This window comes from Labrys sp. Lb11, from assembly GCF_057554225.1.
This window is the reverse complement of record NZ_BAAJOT010000002.1, coordinates 923,131-937,482: the sequence shown is the minus strand read 5'-3', so window position 1 is coordinate 937,482 and position 14,352 is coordinate 923,131. Positions and strand designations below refer to the sequence as shown.

General features: G+C 70.5%; 15 protein-coding genes. 2 read left to right on the top strand and 13 right to left on the bottom strand.

The window, feature by feature from the left end:
- Window positions 1-128: 128 nt before the first annotated feature.
- The 10 genes from AC27L4_RS09450 to AC27L4_RS09405 all read right to left on the bottom strand — a co-directional run bounded on the left by AC27L4_RS09450 (window position 129) and on the right by AC27L4_RS09405 (window position 10,020).
- On the bottom strand, window positions 129-896 hold the full coding sequence (locus tag AC27L4_RS09450) for an ABC transporter ATP-binding protein (RefSeq protein WP_487141833.1): 768 nt from the start codon (window positions 894-896) through the stop codon (window positions 129-131).
- Window positions 893-1,612, bottom strand: a complete 720-nt coding sequence (locus tag AC27L4_RS09445) for an ABC transporter permease (protein WP_487141832.1) — start codon at window positions 1,610-1,612, stop codon at window positions 893-895. Before AC27L4_RS09445 ends, AC27L4_RS09450 begins: the two co-directional genes overlap by 4 nt.
- Window positions 1,613-1,615: 3 nt before the next feature.
- Window positions 1,616-2,335, bottom strand: a complete 720-nt coding sequence (locus tag AC27L4_RS09440; protein WP_487141831.1) for an ABC transporter permease — start codon at window positions 2,333-2,335, stop codon at window positions 1,616-1,618.
- Between the two features lie 154 nt (window positions 2,336-2,489).
- A complete protein-coding gene (locus AC27L4_RS09435) occupies window positions 2,490-3,893 on the bottom strand; it encodes an MATE family efflux transporter (RefSeq protein ID WP_487141830.1) in 1,404 nt (467 codons plus the stop codon).
- A 135-nt stretch (window positions 3,894-4,028) separates the two neighbouring features.
- On the bottom strand, window positions 4,029-5,003 hold the full coding sequence (locus AC27L4_RS09430; protein ID WP_487141829.1) for a succinylglutamate desuccinylase/aspartoacylase family protein: 975 nt from the start codon (window positions 5,001-5,003) through the stop codon (window positions 4,029-4,031).
- 43 nt (window positions 5,004-5,046) lie between these two features.
- Window positions 5,047-6,195: an NAD(P)/FAD-dependent oxidoreductase gene (locus tag AC27L4_RS09425; RefSeq protein WP_487141828.1), complete on the bottom strand. Its 1,149-nt coding sequence runs from the start codon at window positions 6,193-6,195 to the stop codon at window positions 5,047-5,049.
- A gap of 36 nt (window positions 6,196-6,231) precedes the next feature.
- Window positions 6,232-7,680, bottom strand: a complete 1,449-nt coding sequence (locus AC27L4_RS09420; protein WP_487141827.1) for an FAD/NAD(P)-dependent oxidoreductase — start codon at window positions 7,678-7,680, stop codon at window positions 6,232-6,234.
- Complete coding sequence (locus AC27L4_RS09415) at window positions 7,677-7,973, bottom strand: (2Fe-2S)-binding protein (protein ID WP_487141826.1); 297 nt, start codon at window positions 7,971-7,973, stop codon at window positions 7,677-7,679. Before AC27L4_RS09415 ends, AC27L4_RS09420 begins: the two co-directional genes overlap by 4 nt.
- A gap of 33 nt (window positions 7,974-8,006) precedes the next feature.
- Entirely contained in the window at window positions 8,007-9,107 is a 1,101-nt protein-coding gene (locus AC27L4_RS09410; protein WP_487141825.1) for an NAD(P)/FAD-dependent oxidoreductase, read from the bottom strand.
- A 52-nt stretch (window positions 9,108-9,159) separates the two neighbouring features.
- On the bottom strand, window positions 9,160-10,020 hold the full coding sequence (locus tag AC27L4_RS09405) for a transporter substrate-binding domain-containing protein (RefSeq protein WP_487141824.1): 861 nt from the start codon (window positions 10,018-10,020) through the stop codon (window positions 9,160-9,162).
- A 168-nt stretch (window positions 10,021-10,188) separates the two neighbouring features.
- Here AC27L4_RS09405 and AC27L4_RS09400 point away from each other — a divergent pair, with 168 nt between their 5' ends.
- Window positions 10,189-11,085, top strand: a complete 897-nt coding sequence (locus tag AC27L4_RS09400) for a LysR substrate-binding domain-containing protein (protein ID WP_487141823.1) — start codon at window positions 10,189-10,191, stop codon at window positions 11,083-11,085.
- Between the two features lie 110 nt (window positions 11,086-11,195).
- Here AC27L4_RS09400 and AC27L4_RS09395 read toward each other — a convergent pair whose 3' ends face one another.
- From AC27L4_RS09395 to AC27L4_RS09385, 3 genes are read right to left on the bottom strand one after another with little or no spacing between them, the layout of a single operon-like run.
- Window positions 11,196-11,822 carry an HAD family hydrolase gene (locus AC27L4_RS09395; RefSeq protein ID WP_487141822.1) on the bottom strand — a complete coding sequence of 209 codons (627 nt, stop codon included), beginning with the start codon at window positions 11,820-11,822 and terminating at the stop codon, window positions 11,196-11,198.
- Between the two features lie 54 nt (window positions 11,823-11,876).
- Window positions 11,877-12,290 carry a DoxX family protein gene (locus tag AC27L4_RS09390; RefSeq protein ID WP_487141821.1) on the bottom strand — a complete coding sequence of 138 codons (414 nt, stop codon included), beginning with the start codon at window positions 12,288-12,290 and terminating at the stop codon, window positions 11,877-11,879.
- A gap of 27 nt (window positions 12,291-12,317) precedes the next feature.
- Window positions 12,318-12,746 (bottom strand): tetratricopeptide repeat protein, encoded by a 429-nt coding sequence (locus AC27L4_RS09385; RefSeq protein ID WP_487141820.1) that lies wholly within the window; start codon window positions 12,744-12,746, stop codon window positions 12,318-12,320.
- A 530-nt stretch (window positions 12,747-13,276) separates the two neighbouring features.
- Here AC27L4_RS09385 and obgE point away from each other — a divergent pair.
- Window positions 13,277-14,326 carry a GTPase ObgE gene (obgE, locus tag AC27L4_RS09380; protein ID WP_487141819.1) on the top strand — a complete coding sequence of 350 codons (1,050 nt, stop codon included), beginning with the start codon at window positions 13,277-13,279 and terminating at the stop codon, window positions 14,324-14,326.
- Window positions 14,327-14,352 lie beyond the last annotated feature (26 nt).

Here is a 14,352-nt window from a genome sequence, read left to right as displayed (position 1 = left end):
GGCGGCCCGCCGTCGGTGCGGCCGACGGCTGGAGCAAAGCGCGTTTTGGTGGAAACGCGCCTTGCTCCAGCTCCTTGTTTCGACGCGTCTTTGCGACTTGACGCGATTCCGTCAAATCGCAAAACGCTTCAGGCGCGGAGGAACTGCCGGAACCGCTCCGAGCGGCTGTTGGCGAAGACCTCCGCCGGCGGGCCTGCCTCCTCCACCAGCCCCTTGTGCAGGAACACGACCTTGCTCGACACGTCGCGGGCGAAGCCCATCTCGTGGGTGACGACCAGCATGGTGCGCCCTTCCTGCGCCAGGGCGCGCATGACGCGCAGCACCTCGCCGACCAGCTCGGGGTCGAGGGCGGAGGTGGGCTCGTCGAACAGCATCACCTTCGGCCGCTGGGCGAGCGCCCGGGCGATGGCGGCGCGCTGCTGCTGGCCGCCGGACAGCTGCGAGGGATAGTGGTTGCGCTTCTCGGCGATGCCGACCTTGGCCAGAAGCGCCTCCGCCTCGGCGATGCAGTCGGCCCTGGGCCGCTTCTGCACATGGACCGGCGCCTCGATCACGTTCTCCAGCACCGTCATGTGCGACCAGAGATTGAAGCCCTGGAAGACCATGCCGACATGCGCGCGGATGCGCTCGACCTGACGGCGGTCGGCCGCGACCGTGCGGCCACGGGAGGAGCGCAGGCCGATGGCCTCGCCCGCGATGGCGATCTCGCCGCTGTCGGGCACCTCCAGCAGGTTGGCGCAGCGAAGCAGCGTCGATTTTCCCGAACCGGACGAGCCGAGGATCGAGACGACGTCGCCCTGCCGAGCCTCCAGGCTGACGCCCTTCAGCACTTCGAGCGCACCGAAGGACTTGCGCAGGTCGGCGATGCGCACCGCGGGCTGCCGAGGCTCGGTCATGCGGCGTCTCCCTGGCCGGCGAGGCTGGCCGGAGCCGGCCTCAGATGCGGGGTCATGCGGTATTCGAGATATTGGACCAGCCGCGTGACGACGAAGTTGAGGGCGAGGTATATGGCGCCCGCCACGATGAACACCTCGATCGCCCGGTAGGTTTCGGAGATCAGCCTGGCGGCGAGACCGGTGATTTCCAGCAGCGTGATGATGGAGGCGAGCGCCGTCGCCTTGATCATCAGGATGATCTCGCTGCCGTACGCCGGCAACGCCTGCCGCAGGGCGATGGGCAGGACGATGCGGTGCAGGACCTGGAAGCGGCTCATGCCGCAGGCCCGGGCCGCCTCGACCTGCCCGGCTGGCACGGACTGCAGGCCGCCGCGGATGATCTCGCTGCCATAGGCGGCGGTGTTCAGGGTCAGGGCGATCACAGCGCACCAGTAGGGCTCGCGCAGGATCGGCCAGAAGAGGCTGTGCCGGATGGCGACGAACTGGCCGAGGCCGTAATAGATCAGGAAGATCTGCACGAGCAGCGGCGTCGACCGGAAGAACCAGACATAGCCACGGACGAGGAGCGACAGGACGCCGACGCCCGAGACCCGCATCAGCGCCAGGGCCGCGGCGAGCACCGCGCCCAGCGCCACGGAGCTGATGGCGAGCTGCAGTGTCAGCGGCACGCCGGGCAGGAGAGTAAGAAGCGTCTGATAGAGGAAGGGCAAATCCATGGTTCACACCCTGCGCAGGCCACGGGTGAAGCGCCGCTCGCCCCGCGCGAGCATCCAGCCGCTGGCCGACGAGATGACGAGGTAGAGGATCGCGGCGGCGAAGTAGAACGTGAAGGGCTGGCGCGTGGATCCGGCGCCGATCTGCGACTGGCGGAGAATCTCCACGAGGCCGGTGACGGAGATCAGCGCGGACTCCTTCAGGGTGAGCTGCCAGACATTGCCGAGGCCCGGCATGGCGAAGCGCAGCACGAGCGGCGCCACGATGCGGCGGAACATCAGGGCCCTGGACATCCCCGTCGCCCGTGCCGCCTCGATCTCGCCGGGCGAGACTGCGGCGAACGCGCCGCGGAAGACCTCGGTGTGATAGGCGCCGGCGACGACGCCGATCGCCAGTGCGCCGGCCAGGAAGCCCGGCAGCGAGATGAAGCCCGTCGCGCCGAACAGCCGGCCGATCGGGCTGAGCACCGAGCTCGAGCCGAAATAGAACAGGTAGATGACGAGAAGGTCGGGGATGCCGCGCAGCGCCGTGGTGTAGGCGTCGGCGACGGCGCGTGTCGTGCGCCCGCCGGCGATCTTCGCCCAGGCCCCGAGCCCGCCGATGCAGGCGCCGAACGTGAAGCCGGTGACGGCGACGGCGATCGTCATCGCGGTCGCCGTGAGCATGGCCGGGCCCCAGCCGCCGGGGCCGAAGCCGAGGGTTGCAAGGAAGGAGAGGCCGTCCATCAGCACACCGCTCCGGCTGCCGCCCCGTCCCCGGACGGCGGGCTTGCGGATCCGGGGCCGCCCCGCCGGCGCCGTGGCGGGGGGAGGGGGCCGGCCTTCGGGGTGGAAGAGGTGGCCCGCGGCTGCGGGACGATCGGCGGGAGCGAGGACGTCGTCATGGCTCTGCGAGCCTCCCCTGGGGTCTGGTCGTCGTTCTGATCCGGGTGATCCAGCGCAGGGTGAGAAGCAGCGCCACCACGCCGAGCCCTGCCGCAAGCCCGATCCATATGCCTTGTCCCTGCAGGTCGAGGCCGAAGGCCAGGGCGAGTCCGATGGGAAGGCCCAGGCCCCAATAGCCGAAGCCGGCGAGCACCATGGGGACGAAGGTGTCGTGCAGGCCGCGCAACATGCCGCCGAGAACGCCCTGCGCGGCGTCCGCGATCTGGAAGAGGCCGGCATAGAGCAGGAACTGCCGCGCATAGGCGGTGACGACCGCGGCGTCCGGGCCGGCAGGGTCGACATAGAGGGCAATGATGCCCTCGGGAGCCGCGAGCAGCAGGGCCGCGGTGGCGCAGGCGAAGGCCGTCGCCAGGCCGAAGGCCGTCCAGCCCGCGCGCGCGGCAGCGATGCCGTCGCCGGCCGCCCGCGCCCGGGCGATCCGGATCGTCGAGGCCTGCCCCAGGCCGATCGGGACCTTGAAGGCGAGCGAGACGACCTGCATGGCGATGGAATGCGCGGCGAGCTGCTCGACCCCGAAGCGGCCGACCGCAAGCATCGCGGCGTAGAAGATGCCTGCCTCGAAGAAGATGGTGAGGCCAATGGGGATGCCGAGCCTCCAGAGCCGCCAGAAATCGGTCAGGTCAGGCCGCGCGGACCGATGGCGCCAGAGCAGGCGGACGAGCTTGCGGTCCAGGGCGATCCAGAGGGCCATGCCCGCGGCCATGGCGAGGGAGCCCGCGAAGGTGGCGAGGCCGACGGCCTCGACGCCGAGGCGCGGCGCGCCGAAGCGGCCGGTGATGAGGAGCCAGCCCAGTGCGGAATTGACGGCGACGCCCAGCGCCACCACGGCGAGGCTCGCGCCGGCACGGCCGGCGGCGCTGGAGACGGCGCGCAGGATCTTGAAGGCGAGATAGGGGATGGGCGCCCAGATCAGCCAGCGCATCGTCTCCTGCGCGGCGAGGGTGACCTCGTCCGGCATGCCGAGCAGCCGGCAGGCGGCGTCGACGTTCCACAGCATCGGCGCGAGTGCGAGGCCGGACAGCGCGACGCTGACCATGCCGTGGTCGACGATGCGGCGCGTCCGCCGCAACCGGCCTCTTCGTACGCCCATTGCCGTGCTGATGAGCGCCATCGCCGCGGCGTCGAGGCCCCCGAGCACGGCGAGGGCGAGATTGAGCAGCCCGAGCGCCAGCGCCGCTCCGGCCAGCTCGGTGGCGCCGAGCTCGCCGACGAAACTGAGATTGATGGCGGCGAAGGCGTTCGGCGCGATGTTGCTGAGCATCAGCGGCAGGGCGAGCCCCACCGTTGCCCGCACGTGGTGCGGGACCTGACGGGGCGCCGCGGCACCCCGCACCGCCATCACCGCCGCCACGCCGACGACCGCCGCATGGCGGCGGGAGCCGCGCGCTGCGCCCGTGGGAGGTCGCGGCGATCGTCGTCGGCGGGATGCGCCGGATGGTCCGGGTGCGAAGGCCGAGGCATGGTGCGGAGCCCTTCAGGTCGCGGCGCGGAGCGTGCCGGTGTTGCCGAGCGCATCGCCGGGCCGGACGGCCAGCAGCGAGCGTTGGCTGATGACGATGCCCGCGGCCTTGGCGGTGACGGGGACGGGCGGGCCGCCGAGGGCGTCGAGGGGGTAGAGCCGCGCCACCAAGTCTCCGACCGCGACCGCATCGCCGATCTTGACGCAATGTTCAAGGAGCCCGGCCGCGGGCGCCTCGAACATGTTGGCGGGGAGCACGTCGAGGTGCCGGCTGACGCAGGCCCGGCCCGCCGCGGGCGCCTCGCGGAGCACGCCGAATCCGTGCAGGCCGCGTTGGGCCGCCCTCAGGAGCGTCTCGGCGACGTCGCGCTCCAGCAGCGTCGTCCCGCCGCCCTCCAGCTCGATCGCAGCGATGCCGGCCTTCGCCGCCGCGCCGACGAAGGTCGTGTCGATGCCGTCCTGGTGGGTGATGTAGGGCAGCCCGAACGCCTCCATCGCGGCGGCGAGCCGCCCTGCCGGAACAGAACAGGCCGGCGAGTGGAAATAGAAGCCGATGGCCTCGCCCTTGTAGGTCGGCCCGCCGGAATGGACGTCGATCAAGAGATCGGCGCCGGCCAGCGCCTCGCCGAAGAGGAAGGCGGCGAGGCGCTGCGTCTCGCTGCCGTCGGCATCGCCGGGGAAGGTGCGGTTCATGTTGAGGCCGTCGGAGGGGGCGACGCGGGCGCCCGCGACGGCGGCGGGAAAATTCGCCTGCGGGATGATGACGAGCCGGCCGCGCACGGCGCCGGCCTCGGTCTCGTCGATCAGCCGCTGGAGGGCGAGCTGCGCCTCGAACTCGTCGCCATGGATGCCCGCGACGACGAGCACGTGCGGGCCGTCGCCGTTGTTGACGACGCAGATCCGGGTCTGTGCGGCCGGACCCGGGCCCTCCGGTCGGGCGAGCATCTGGATGGACTTGCCGGGGCGGGCGATATCGAGGGTGAAGGACATGGACGGGCTCCGGGAACGGGATATGCCAATGCGCGCCGGGACGTCAGGACCGCGCGGAGCGGAGCGCGCCGGTCTCGTCGAAGCGTTCGGGCGAGAACGGCGCGATGGGGATCGGGCTCGCGCCCCCCACGATCAGATCGGCGACGACGGAGCCGACGATGGGGCCGAGCTGGAAGCCGTGGCCGGAGAAGCCGAAGGCATGCCATAGCGTCTCGTGCCGCCGGCTGCGGCCGATGACCGGGATGACGTCGGGCATCAGCGCTTCCAGCCCCGCCCAGCTGCGCACGATCGTCGCCTGCCGCAGGATCGGAAAGAAGTCGCAGACGGTCAGGGCGCTCTCCACCATGCGGTCGGCCACCGTGTCGGCCGTCTCGGCCTCGAGGTCCGGATCGCCGAGGATGCCGCCGCCGATGACCACGGTGCCTTCCTCCGTCTGCTTGAAGGACAGCACGCGCTCGATGCCGATGACCACCGGGTCGATGAAGCGCGGCATGCGCGTCGTGACCATCAGCGTCGAGGCGAAGTGCGAGCGCGGGAAGGCCTCGCCGGCCATCTCGGCGATCTGCCAGGCCCATGCGCCGGCGCAATTGACGATCCGCTCCGCCTGGAACGGGCCGGCCGTGGTGTCGACGGTCCAGCCGGCGGCGCCGTGGTGCAGGCCGGTGACGCGGACGCGCTCGAAGATGTGGACGCCGAGCTGCTCGGCGCGCCGGCGGAAGGACTGCGTCGTCCGGAACGGATTGGCATGCCCGTCCCGGCGCGAGATGATGCCGCCCCGGCAGATGTCGGATACGGCCGGCACCAGCCGCCTGAGCTCGTCCGCGTCGATCAGCTCCTCGAAGTCATGGCCGAGGGCGCGCATCTCGGCGACGCGCTGCCCGCACCAGGCGAGCTCCTGCGGGGTTTCGGCGATGCCGATCTGGCCGACGCCGCCGATGAAGGCGCAATGGGCGGCAAGCTCGGGTCCCAGGATGTCGTCCAGCCTTTCCCATGCCGCCATGGCGGCGACGGAGAGCGGCACCTCGGCCACGTCGCGCATCAATTGCCGGACGCCGCCGGCATTGACGCCGGACGCATGGCGGCCGGCAATGTTCTTCTCCAGGACGATCGGGCGCAGCCCCTTCCTGGCGAGATGCAGGGCCGTGCAGCAGCCGTGGATGCCGCCGCCGATCACGATCACATCAGTCTTCATCGTACTGCGACCTTTCGAGGGCCATTCGCCGGAGGCTCAGATGCGCTGGCTGGGGTCGCCGGCCGCGACCGGCAGGACAGGCCTGGAGTTGCGGTCGGCGTTACCGAGTCCGGCAAGCTCCTGGATCGGCAGCGGCTTCACCGGCAGCCTCAGGCGATAATGGCCCACCTCCTCGACGGTCCGGCCCGAGCTTTCGGCCAGGAGGCGTGCAGCCGTGGGCGCGCACATGCGTCCCTGGCAGGGACCCATGCCGCAGCGGCTGTAGGATTTGAGCTGGTTGAGATCGCTGAAGCCTTCGGCAACCAGGGCCCGCAGCCGGCCGGCCGTCACCTCCTCGCAGCGGCAGGCGATGGTGGCATCGTCGAGCGGCGCCACCGATTCCGACGGCGGGTAGAGCGCGTCCAGAACGCCGCGGAATGCCTCCTGCCGCGCCAGCGCGGCGCGTTCGGCGCCGGCGCGCGCGTCCCGCTCTCCCGGCTTGATCCGGCCCAGCCTGCAGGCCGCGTCGAGCGCGGCCAGGCGCCCGAGGGCCGCGGCGGCCACCGCCCCGCGGATGCCGGCGCCGTCGCCCGCGACGGCGATGTGTTCGAGGTTGGTCGCGCCCCATTCGTCGCAGGCGGGCTGCCAGGCCGCCTGGACGGGGTTCCAGCGATGGGCGCAGCGGATGCTGGTCGTGATCTGGATGTTGGGGATGACGCCCTCGTGCAGCAGCAAGAGGCCGACCGCGAGGCTGCGCCGCTGCCCCCCGGTCTCGAAGGAGACGGCTTCGAGCGCCTCGCTCCCTTCCGCCCGCAGGGCGCGGGCGGGAATGAGCGGAACCCCTTTCAGCCTGAGCTCCGCCAGCCAGGCGAGCCCGCCGAGGACCTGCGGCAAAGCCCCGAGCATGGCTCGCGCATGCCGGGCGGCACGCAGCAGCGGCCTTGCCGAGGTGTCCAGTACCGCCGCGACCGTCACGCCCGCACGCAGGAGCTGCACGGCGACGAGATAGAGCAGCGGTCCGCTGCCGGCGATCGCCACAGGGCGGTCGGGCACGATCGCGGAGCCCTTCAGCAAGGTCTGGACCGCCCCGGCGCCCATCACGCCGGGCAGGGTCCAGCCGGGGATCGGCACGGGCCGCTCCATCGCTCCCGTCGCCAGGATGACGCGCCGTGCCTGGGTGAGATAGGCCCGGCCGGCCTGCGAGACGCCGAGCTTGCCGGTCGCCGTCACCTGCCAGATCGCGCTTCCCGGCTCATAGCCGGCGCGGCTGCCGCGGAAGGCCTGCGCCAGGGCGAGTCCCTGTGCCAGCGGCGGGCTATAGGCCCCCGCGCGCTTGCCGGGGTTGCTTGCGGCGGCTTCGACGTTGCGGTAGGCCTGCCCGCCGGGGGCTGGCTGCTCGTCGAAGACGACGGCCTCCATGCCGATCTCCGCGGCGAGCGTCGCCGCGGCGAGGCCGGCCGGCCCCGCGCCGACGATCGCCAGTTCGCACGCGCTGCGCCCCGTCATGACGCGGCGCCCGCGATGACGAACGCCTGCGGCCTGATCCGCATGCCCTCGCGGACGGGGACGAGGCAGGCCTGCCGGTCGGGTTGGCCGTCGATCTCGACGAGGCAGTCGAAGCAATTGCCGATCATGCAATAGGGCATGCGCGTGGCGCCGCTGACCGGGGTCTGCCGGAACCGGACGATGCCCGCGGCGAGAAGCGCCGCCGCGACGCTTTCGCCGGCGCGGCAGGCGACCGGGCGGTCGTCGAAATGGATCGTCACCGTGGCGGCGGCGGTATCGAGGCGTCGGAACATGCTGAAGCTCGCCGGATGCGTTGCGGGGCCGGGTCAGGCGAAGAAGCGCGCCGGCCTGAAATCGTCCAGCTCCGCCACGGACGCGCCGGCGACCTCCCGGGCGACGCTCCGGCCGATCCAGGGCGCGAGGGTGACGCCGCTGTGGGTGACGGCGGCGTAGTAGCCGCTGAAGCCGGGGATCGGCCCGATGGCACTCAGCCCGTCGCCGGGGATGGCGCGCAGCGCCAGCTTCATGGCCTCCGGTGCGACGCCCTCCAGGTCGGGATAGAGCGCCGCGGCCCGCGCGATCATGGTCCGGGCGACCGGGGCGATTTCCTCCGGGCGGCTGTCGAGATGCAGCGGCGCTTCGTCGTGCTCGCTCTGCAGCATCAGCCGGCCGGCGCCGTCGGGACGGAAGTTGCAGCCGCTGGTGCGGATGATGCGGCGCACGCCGGATGCCGAGGGACGGGCGATGACGAGGAGGCCGATGGTCGGCGCAAGCGGAAAGCGCAACCTGTCGTCGTCGGTGAGGTCGCGGGCCCAGCGGCCCGTGCAGTTGACGACGAGATCGGCCCCGATCGTCTCGCCGGCCGCGGTGCGGACGCCCCGGATGCTGTCCCTCTCGACGACGAGCCCGGCCACCGCGCCGCGCTGCAGGCGCGCGCCGAGCCGGCGCGCCCGTTCAAGGAAGAAGGCGATGTAGATGGCCGGATCCACCCAGCCCTCGGCCGGGAAATAGGCGATGTCGACATCCCGGGCGGCCTGTGGCGCAAGGGACGGCTCGAGATCCTGCAGATCGCGGCGCGAGATCCATTGTGCGTCGTAGCGCCAGCCCTGCAGGCGGGCGACGCGTTCGCCGAGCTCCGCAGCCTCGGCGGCATCGGCGCGCCATTCCACCGCGCCGCCGCCATGGTACCAGGGCCGCGAACCGAACTCGTTCTCGAGCGCCAGATGCGCGCACATGCCGAGCCGGTTGATCGTGTGGTAGCTCTCCGGCGTCTTCTCGTTGGCGTTCGTCCAGGCGAAGCTGGTGCCGCTCGTCCCCGCGGCCGGATGGTCGCGCTCGAGCACGAGGACCTCGTGCCCGGCCTCGGCCAGGCGATAGGCGACGGAGACGCCGACGATGCCGGCGCCGACGACGATGATGCGACTCATGGAATGGCCTCGATGCTGCAGGAGGGGGCCGCAGGCGCGGCCCGCCCGTTGGTCAGTCCTTGGGGGTGATGTCCGCCCCGAACCATTTCTCGACGAGCTTGCGGTTGAAGCCGTCGGCGTTGACCTCGCGAATGGCCTTGTCGAACTTCTCCTTCAGGGCGACGTCCTGCTTGCGCATGGCGACGTTCGCGGTGCCGCTGCCGAGCACGCCTTCGACGAAGGTCGGTCCGGCGAGGGTCGCGTCCGCGAGATCGGGCGAGGTGAGCGACTGCTTCAGCACGGTGATGTTGGCCATGACCAGGTCGATGCGCCCCGACGCCAGGTCGAGGTTGTGCTGGTCGACGGTCTTGTACTCGCGGATCGTCACCATGTCCTTGAGCATCGCATTGGCGAACATGGCCGCCGTGGACGAGCCCTGCACGCCGAGCACCTTGCCCTTGAGCGCCCCGGCCATGGCGGCGATCGCCGCCTTGGCTCCGTCGGGATTCGTGCGCAGGTTGAAGTCCTGCTGCGGGCCGAGGTCCTTGGCCAGGGAATTGTCCTTCATGACCATGAAGGTGTTGGGGGCCTTGGTGTAGGATTCGGAGAAGGCCGCGACCTTCTGGCGCTCGGGGGTCACGCCCATCGAGGCCATGATGGCGTCGAACTTGCCGGCGTTGAGGGCGGGCAGCATGCCGTCCCAGTCCTGCGCGACGATTTCGCACTTGGCGTGCATGCGCCGGCAGAGCTCCTCGGCGAGGTCGACCTCGTAGCCGACGATCTTGCCGTCGGCGGTCATGAAGTTCCAGGGAGGATAGGCGCCTTCGGTCGCGATCCTGATCGTATCCCAGTTCTGTTCCTGCGCCATGAGCGGCGCGCTGCCGGTCATGCCCAGGGCGAGCGCAACCGCCAGGGCGGCTATCCTCTTCAGCATTATCGTTCCCCAATGGAGTTCTTGCGAAGTCAGGCCCGCCGGCCGTGACGGCGAACCGAATTCGGCCACCGATCGGAGGCCAACCCCGGTCGAAACACAAATACGAAAAGCTGCGACTCCTATAGTCTGGGGCTATAGCTTATGCCGTGAAGGCGGATGAGAAGCGCCATGAACTATCGACAGATCGAAGCCTTCCGGGCGGTGATGGAGACCGGAACGGTGGTGGGAGCGAGCAACCTGCTCAACATCTCCCAGCCCTCGGTCAGCGTGCATATCGCCAATCTCGAGCATATCCTGAAGGTTCAGCTCTTCGTGCGGCGCTCGGGGCGTCTCGTCCCGACCGCCGAGGCGATGCTGCTCAACGGCCAGGCCGATCAGGTCGTGCGGGGGATGGCGCGGCTCAAGCGGCTCGCGGGCGACATCCAGCAGCTCGAGGCCGGGAAGGTGACGGTCGGCGTCTATCCCGCGCTGTCGAGCTTCGTGGTGCCGCGCTTCATCGGCGATTTCGCGCGACGGCATCCCAAGGCGTATCTGGCGCTGCTGCCGGAAGCCTCCGTCACGATCGCCCAGATGGCGGCGGCCAGGCAGATCGACGTCGGCCTGACGGCGATGCCCGTCATCGACCCGGCGACGACCTGCGACCTGATCTTCAAGACCTCGTCCGTCTGCGTGCTGCCGCTGACGCATCCCCTGGCCGACCGGGAGGTGATCCAGGCGGCCGACATCGAGGGCGAGACCTTCATCGCGCTGGGGCGTGAGGACGGCTCGCGCCAGGCGGTCGACCGCAGCCTGGACGAGGCGGGCGTGTCGGTGTCGGTGCGTTTCGAGACCTACTTTGCCGACAGTGCCTGCGCGCTCGTGGTCAACGGCCTCGGGATCTCGATCGTCGACCGGTTCGCCGCGGAGCGCTGGCGCGGCGCCATCGCGATCAAGGATTTCGAACCCGGCGTGCCGTGCTACGTCTACATGATCCGCAACCGGGCCCATGTGCCCTCGCTGCTGCAGGAAAGGCTGGAGCAGGACTTCCGGCTGTTCCTGGAGGATTTTTTCGGCGGCGGTCGTTGAGCACGTCCTTCCGAACCCGCTCGCACCTGCAAGTTCGAGCGGTGTTGACCTTGCATTGAAACCGCAAAATCAATGGTGACGAGAGCCCGGAGAGGCTGTTCGCCGCCGCCCTATGGCTTTTCCGGAGCCAGGAGCCGAAGCCGTCGGAAGAGGCCGGCCAGGGCCTCGACCGTGGTGTGATGGTGCGCCATCAGCCCGGCCGCCTCCGCGCCGGCGACGTTGGCGGGGCTGTCGTCGACGAACAGGGTGGCCGACGGCGACGTCCCGAGCCGGGCGAGGCAGCGTCGGTAGACGTCCGGATCGGGCTTGCGGGCTCGAAACTCGGCCGAAACGTGGAAGGCATCGCCGAAGATCGGCGGCAGCGCCGGGACGATGCCGCCGATCTCGCGGGCGACAAGGAGATTGTTGTTGGTCAGGGCCGCGACCCGCGCGCGCTGTCCGACCGCGCGGGCCAGCGCCAGCGCCGCCGGCAGCGGCGTCGTCGCGGCGCGCAGGCTTGCCACCCAGCCCGCCAGCGTCAGAGGATGATTCAGGCGTTCGCCGAAGCCGCGGAGATAGTCTTCGGCATCGAAGGCGCCGGCATCGGCCTCGTCCTCGAAGCCGGAGTCCCAGATCGCCGTGGCGACGGCGTCCGGCGGACGTCCGGTGATGGCGGCAAGTCCGGCGATCCGCACGCCCCTGTCATAGCGGCAGAGCACGTCGTTCATGTCGAACAGGACGAGGGCGATCTGCGGCATCGGCGCGGTCCCGGGTTCTCACCGGAGTCTACGCCGGCGGCGACGGCAAGGGAATCACCGCGGCGGAGCGCCGTGCTTGCGCCGCAGCCGGGCGTCGAGGGAGAGGCCGCCCGGCCCGAGGGCGAAGAGGGCGAGGAAGCCGCCCGCCATCGCCAGGTTCTTGTAGAAGTTGATGACCTGCTCCGGGTCACCGAAGTCGGTGTGGAAGAAGACCGCGGTCAGGACGCAGAACCCCGCCAGGGCCAGGGCGGCGAGACGGGTCAGGAGGCCGACGGCGATGCACAGGCCGCCGCCGACTTCGGTGAGGATGACGAGGGGCAGCAACGCACCGGGCACGCCGTGGTCCGCCATATATTGCTGGACATCGGCATAGGCGGTGATCTTGCCCCAGCCTTCGATCAGGAAGATCTGGGCGAGCAGCAGCCGCGCCGGCAGGGCGGCAAGGGGAGCGAGCCTGTCCATGGTCATGCCGCGGGCGGAGCCCCAAGGCCAATGTCAGACCTTGCCGGTCTGGATCGCCTGGGCGAGGTCCTCATATTCCTCGGTCTCGGTGCCGATGAGAGCCTTGATCGTGTCGAGCTGCTGGCGGGCGAGGTCGAGCTTGCCCTGCACGACATAGGCTTCGCCGAGATATTCGCGGACCTGCGCATAGGTCGGATCCAGGGCGACCGACTGGAGATAGTAGCCGATGCCTTCCTCGGTACGCCCGAGCTTGCGGGTGGCGTAGCCGCGATAGTTGAGCGCCTTGGCCGTCTTCGGGTTGCTCAGGAGGTCGAGCGTGTCGAGCGCCTCCTGGTAGCGGTCGGCCTTGGCCAGGGCGAAGGCATAGTCGGCCAGGGCGTCGTCCGGCAGGATGCCGCTCGTCGCCTTCAGGCACCGGCGCTTGGCAGTGCTCCAGACCTGGCCCTTGGGGCAGGTGGTCATGTCGGTGGTCCGGCCGCCACCGTTGCCGCCGCCCCCGCCGCCCCCACCTCCGCCGCCCCCGCCACCTCCGCCCCCGCCTCCGCCTCCGCCCCCTCCGCCGGCGGCGAAGGCCGTCGCGGGCGCAAGCGCCAGGGCGACGGCCAGGACAAGGATGGAGACGGCGCGGCGCGGCCCTCTTCCGACGTGCCGATCGCTGGACATGGGTGTCTCTCCTGCATTGTGGATGCGCGGTGAACACCCCAGGGGACGATTTATTCGGCGGCGGGACGGGGACGTCGCCGCCGGCACCGGTCTGCGACCACGGCGGGCGGGTTCGGGCTCGACCATGTCGGCCAGGATGCGCGCGTCCGGGCGATCGGCATGGCGATGCTCCCCGGGGTCATCGACGGCCCGGCTCACGGATCGGAGCGGCGACCTCCGCCTCCGGGCCGGTCTTCCGCCCGACGCGCCGCGCATGACGGTCGCGGTGCGGCGCGATCCGGTGTAAGGCTCCTTCTTCCCTCCTGTTGCTGAGCTGACCCGGCGCCATCATGAAGTTCCTCGACCAGGCCAAAATCTACGTCAAGGCGGGGGACGGCGGCGGCGGAGCCGTGTCGTTCCGGCGTGAGAAGTTCATCGAGTTCGGCGGGCCGGATGGCGGCGACGGCGGGCGTGGCGGCAACATCGTCGCCGAATGCGCCGACGGCCTCAACACGCTGATCGACTATCGCTACCAGCAGCATTTCAAGGCACGCACCGGCGTGCACGGCATGGGCCGCAACCGGGCCGGCGCCAACTCGCCCGATGTCGTGCTGAAGGTGCCGCAGGGCACGCAGATCTTCGAGGAGGACGGCGAGACCCTGATCGCCGACCTCACCGAGGTCGGCCAGCGCGTCGTCCTGTGCAAGGGCGGCAATGGCGGCTTCGGCAATGCCTATTTCAAGTCATCGACGAACCAGGCGCCGCGCCACGCCAATCCGGGGCTGCCGGGCGAGGAAAAGACGATCTGGCTGCGGCTGAAGCTGATCGCCGACGCCGGGCTGGTCGGCCTGCCCAATGCCGGCAAGTCGACCTTCCTGGCCACGGTCACGGCGGCCAAGCCGAAGATCGCGGACTATCCCTTCACCACGCTGCATCCCGGGCTCGGCGTGGTGCGGGTCGACGGCCGCGAATTCGTGCTCGCCGATATCCCCGGCCTGATCGAGGGCGCCCATGAAGGCCACGGCCTCGGCGACCGCTTCCTCGGCCATGTCGAGCGCTGCCGGGTGCTGCTGCATCTGGTCGAGGGCACCTCGGAGCATGCCGGCAAGGCCTACAAGATCATCCGCAAGGAACTGGAGGCCTATGGCAACGGCCTGGCGGACAAGCCGGAGATCGTGGCGTTGTCCAAGGCTGACTCGCTCTCGCCCGAACTGCTCAAGGAACAGGTGGCGCGGCTCAAGCGGGCGGCCAAGCGGGCGCCGCTGGTGTTGTCCTCGATCGCCGGGGAGGGGGTGCAGGAGGCGCTGCGGCGCCTGTTCGAGGTGATCGAGGCCGCCCGCCTGGCCGAGGGGCAGGCGACGAAGCCGATCCTGGAGAAGAACGACACCTGGCGGCCGTGACGGTGCTGCGGACGGCCCTGGCGAAG